At 67.6% G+C, this 5,240-nt stretch carries 1 protein-coding gene; it reads right to left on the bottom strand.

Translation table 11 applies throughout. The features are described 5' to 3' along the window. A partial coding sequence (locus FNH05_RS38430) for a hypothetical protein (protein WP_186382830.1) occupies positions 1-5,240 on the bottom strand: 5,240 nt, incomplete at both ends.

A 5,240-nucleotide genomic window follows, 5' to 3' on the forward strand; every position in this document is an offset into this window, starting at 1 on the left:
GGACTCGGAGGAGTCGGGGGACTCGGGGGACTTCGCAGGCTCCTGGGACTTCGCGGGCTGCGGAGCGTTTTCCTGCAGCGCGAAGTGCTTCTTGAGAGCCTTCTCCCAGGTCTCGCCTTCCTCTTTCAGCTTCGTGGCCGCCTTGATGAGGCCCTCCGGCAAGGGGCGCGCCGGGTCGGGGTTGCCGCGGATCGCGTAAGCGTCGTGCACCGTCACGTCCGCGGCCGCAGTCCGCTTACTCAAGGTGCCGACCCTCCTGGCGACGAAGCGGAAGTCGGCGTCGCAGAGGTCGACCTGGGTGACCTTGTCGTCGGTCTTGAACTCGTCACTCGACACCGGGCTGGTCGACTTGGCCTTCTTCTCGCCTGCCTTGAGTTCCAAGGAGCCGTTCTGGCTGGCGAAAGTCGGACGGTAGCGCGTGCCGAAGAACAGCGAACCGAAGGGATGTCTGCCCTCGCCGATCGAGTTGGCGCCTCCGGGATGGCCGACGCCGCCACCGACGAGCGGCGCCTGTGCGGTCACCTCCCACTTGTTGCCGGACTTGACCTCGACACCGTCCTCGTGGGAACCCTCCCCCTTGCCCTCGACCTCTACCCGGCCGCTGACGGAAGCGAGACGCGGGTTTTTCAGTCGCACGTGGGCGTCCAGCTCCCACCCATTGGGCAGCGGCATCGTGAAGCCGCCCTTCAGCGGTCGCAGCCCCAGGTCGGCGGCGGTCGCGTCATCCATCCCCTCGACCCCCGCCTTGACGGCTGACGGGGTCAGCAGGTTCCGCAGTGCCGCGATGGTCCCGCTGTCGAGTTTGGACTTTTTCCGGGCGTCGCTCAGCGCGTGCTCCGCGGTCTTCCGCAGCGCGTCCATATCGCCGAAGTAGTGCTCGGCGTGAATGGTCCCGTTGGCGGGCAGGGCAACCCGGCCGGGCTGTTGGTACCACTCAGCCAACGCGGCCGCGCTGTGTTCCGAAGCCGGCACGGACTTGATCTCTCCGGCCTCGCCGTAGTGGTCGCGCCCCGAGGAGGGCGGCGGGAACGACTCTTCGGGCAGCTTCACGATGGTGACTTCGCGCCGCTGTCCCGAGTCGTGCGCGACCACTTCCCTGGCCTTCTCGCCGCCGACCTCGAAACCGCGCTCGATCCTGATGTCGAAGGCCAGCCACCCCCGGTGCGCCCCCAGCGGTCCGGAGGTCTTGGCCGACTGCTTGTGCGTGACCTCCTCGGTCACGGTGTCCTTGCGGTCCTTGTTGCCGAGCGTGGCGCTTACGCCGAGGCTGGCGGAGACGCTCCCGTAGCCCGCGCCATGTCCGGCCGTCTGCGTGTTGTAGTCCGGGCCGTGCGGTTCGGCCAGCCTGCCCGCGGGACCCGCGGACCCACCGACGGAGAGGAGGGTGTGACCACGGTTCTTCTCGGCGGTCCCCTTCGCCTTGGCGGACTGCGAGGCGGACAACTCGTCGGGGTGCTCGATCCCCGCGAACGTCGGCTCCCCCTCCAAGCGCGCGTCGAGGGTGACGTAGTAGGTCTTGCCGGAGAACCGGTCCTCCAAGCGGAGCGGGGCGAGGCGGCCCCCGTTGAGCGACCTGTTGACGGAACCGTTGACGTTGTGGAGGAACCGTCGCAGCTCGCCGTAGTTGTCGTGGTCGATGTCCACACGGGACGACGGCAGCAGCCGGGCCGCCGTCGCCTCGCCGAGCTTGGTTGCGAGCTGCTTGCGCAGGTTCGGGATGCTGTCGGTGAGATCGATCCGGGTCAGGACGGCACCCAGACCGATGGAGGGTTTCTTGCCCTTCACCAGGGAGTCCGGTACCGGCAGTTCGGGGGGGCGCTTCACTGGCGCGGGCTCCTGCTCCACCGGAGCAGGCTGCCGTTCCACCGGAGCAGGCTCCCGCTCAACCGGAGCAGGCTGCCGTTCCACCGGAGCAGACTCCCGCTCAACCGGCGCGGGCTGGGGCTGCGGCCGGTTCTTCATTTCCTCCAACTGCTCGTCGGTGGCCCACATCAACACCGATTCCGGCAGCCGGAAGGCCTCGCCGGACTTCGTGGTCCTCGCGGAGTCCGGCTCGCCGCCGAACAGTTCCCGCACCCGCCACTTGTCGAAGTTGCTCCGGTAGTTGTTCTCGGCCACGACGTTCGCCTCGACGTCGACCCAGACCAGCTTCTTCTTGACCAGCTTGCCGTCCGTGTACGAGACCTTTTCGACGCTGTCGAACTCGCGGCCCTTCTCCCTGCCCCAACGGATCGACGGCAGCCCCAGTTCGAAGCCGAAGAGGCCGAGTGCCCTGTGGTTGATGCCGCCAGGACGGGCGGCCTCGTGCCCACCCCCACCGGTCGCGCTGGGCTGGTCGGTGGCACCGGCGCTGGGACTGGGTCCGCGCAGGATGCCGGACGAGGTCAGGGAGAGCGTGTTGCTTGCGCCCTTCGAGGAGCCGGCTCCGGTGCTGCTGCCGACCGTGTTGCGGATCTTCCGATATTCCTCGACGGACAACGGTTTCGGGTTGCGCGGGGTGAGGCTGACCCCCACCGCGGCACGCAGATCCGCCACGCGGCGCCCGTGGTACAAACCCCCGATCTCGGTGACGCCGCTGAACAGCTTGGGGTTGCGCCTGAGCGCGTCCGGGCCCACCCCGGCCATGACCAGCTCGTGGTGCGAGGGATTCTTGAACGGGTGGTTCGGATCGTTCTTGAAGAGCGGATCGTGTCCCGACGCCTGGTACAACTGTTCGCGCACCGACTCGATCAGGTGCTCCGCCCCCAGCACGGTGACGATCTCGGCGTTGTCGAACGCCCGCGAAGCGCCCGGCCGCAACTCGTAGATCTTCGAATCCAGCGGCTCCCGGTTCTCCATCGTGATCCGCAGCGGGTCCGGCGGGGTGTCGGTGACCAGGTTGTCCGGCACCAGCAGGCGCAGCGAGACGACCTCGGGGTCGGGCTGCGCCTTGCCGGGAAGCTTGCCCCGGTTGACCAGCTTGGGCACCGTCCGGCCCGGATGAAAACTGGGGAGGATCCCGCGCGTGCCCTCGTTCTTCCGCACGAACGACCGGATGGTCGGGGTGATCGTCAGGTTCGCCGAGAACGGCACCAGGCCGAGCGAATCGAGGTCGCCGTCGGCCTTCAGCTTGTCGCCGTGCGTGCGCTTGACTCCCTGCTGGTCCTCCGACTTCAGGCTCGCGGACTTACCCCAGATGCGGTTGTAACCGAGGTTCCCGATCAACGTGCCGGTGGCTCCGCCGGGCGTTCCCCGGACCCGGGCCTGTACCCCGAACCCGACCGAGGTCTTCTTGCTCCCGGTGTTGTTCAACCCGGCCTTCGACCTCATCTTGGTATCGAGAGACTGCTTGACCTTGGGCTTGTCTTCCTCGCGAATCTGGTCCAGCGACGCATGGAGGGTGACCGTCGTGGTGTAGTCGCGGAACCGGCTGGACTTGACGATCTCCACGGTAAGCCCCTGGGGGGTGAGCATCGTGTCGATCATCTGCGACAGCTGCGCCGGTGACAGCTTTTTCGCGAGATCCTCACCCCGCCCCAGGATCAGCTCGGTTCTCCGCGAAGTGCCGCCTTTGAACTCGGGTGAAGAGAACGGGAGGATGAACTTGGTCGAGGTCAGGTGGTACCAGTGGTGCCCGGGCGTCTTCTGCAGCAGGTCGGCCACGCGGCGACTCAACTGATCGCCACCGTCGAAGTCGTCGATCATCGCGCCGCCGACCGAGTGGCCACCGTGGATGTGCGCCGGGGGGTAACGCTTCTTCGCGGACGACGAGGCCGCCGTATCCGCACCTGAGTCCGCGGTCTTGTCCGCGGTCTTGTCCGCGGCCTTATCCGCACCCGAGTCCGCGGTCTTATCCGCGGCCTTATCCGCGGCCGAGTCCGCACCCGAGTCCGCGCCCCTGTCCGCCGCCTTATCCGCACCCGAGTCCGCCGCCTTGTCCGCATTCGCCACCAGCCCGGCGCGCTCCGCGCGGTCCTGGCGCGTCCATTGGACGGCCTCGATCCTGCCCTTCAGGTCGATCGGCTCGTGGCCGAGCCTGCGCACCTGCAGTGTGTAGACCACCTGGTAGCGGACGACGTTCCCGGTGGTGTCGACCGACTGCTTACCGATGATGGTTCCCGTCCGCTCCTGCCCGTGTTCCCTGGTGTGGCTGGCGCTGACCGCCGGACCCATCGAAAAGAAGACGACCTTCGCGTCGGCACCCCCACCAACGTGGAGGGAACCGCCACCGGTGCGGCTCGTGGTGCTCTTGTCCGTCGACTTGTTCTTCAGCACGTCGGAGTCGGTGTGCTTGATGTCCGGCAGGGTCTCCAGGACCCGCACCTGGCGGGCGACGGCGCGCATCTCGAACCTGGTGGGCTTGTTCCACCAACTCCGGCCCCCGCGGCCCTCGAAGAGCGTGTCCGAACGGACCCAGCCCACCTCGGACAGTGCACGCGCCGCATCGCCGTCGTCGGGCAGGAAGACCGCCATCTCGGGCAGTTTCTTCTTGATGTTCTCGTCGGACAGGAAGTTCTTCAGGTCCCGCCGGCCGCTGGCGTCGACGTCCTTGAGGTGCTTGCTCAGCGGGGCGGAAGCCTGCTGGTAGAAGTCCTCGCCCTCGGTCACCGAGAACGCTTCCTCCACACTGAACGTCGCGGGAAGTGGCCGGTCGACGGCGGTCAACGGGTTGTCGGCTGCCGCGTCCTTGAACGAGGTCGGCACGCTCAGCTCGACGGTGCCGGTGGCCGTGTGGTCGTGCCCCTCCCCGCTCACCGCGGCGCCGTCGGAGCCGACCAGGGTGTAGATGAGCCGGACCGGCACCTCGACGTCCTGCAGCGCCTTGACCTCGATGCCGCTGCTTCGCCCGGCCTCGAACGCGGTCTTGGTGCTCAGCGCACTGCTGGCCGCGAGGGGCGCCTGCAGGGTCACGGCCGCCACCAGCGGCGGAATCGCGGAGAAGGAGACCGCGAGGTTGACATCCCGGTTCTGGGCGGTGCTGCTGGAATGTTCGCTCTTGACCTCGATCTTGCCCGACGGTTTCGCCTTGCCGAGCTCCTTCTCCGACTCCTTCTCCTTGCCGTCCTTCTCCTTGCCGTCCTTCTCCGACGCCTTCCCCTTGCCGTCCCCGCCCTCCTCGGCGGTGGAGGCCTCGCTGTCCTTGCCCTTGTCCTTGCCGTCGCTGCCCTTGCCGTCGCTCTTGCCGTCGGCCGCGAGGTCCTTGAGCTGGACAGCGTCCCAGTCGATCTCGGCGCGGACGTGCAGCTCCATCGTCTTGGAGC

Source organism: Amycolatopsis rhizosphaerae (genome assembly GCF_007713715.1).
Classification (GTDB): Bacteria; Actinomycetota; Actinomycetes; order Mycobacteriales; family Pseudonocardiaceae; genus Amycolatopsis_E; species Amycolatopsis_E rhizosphaerae.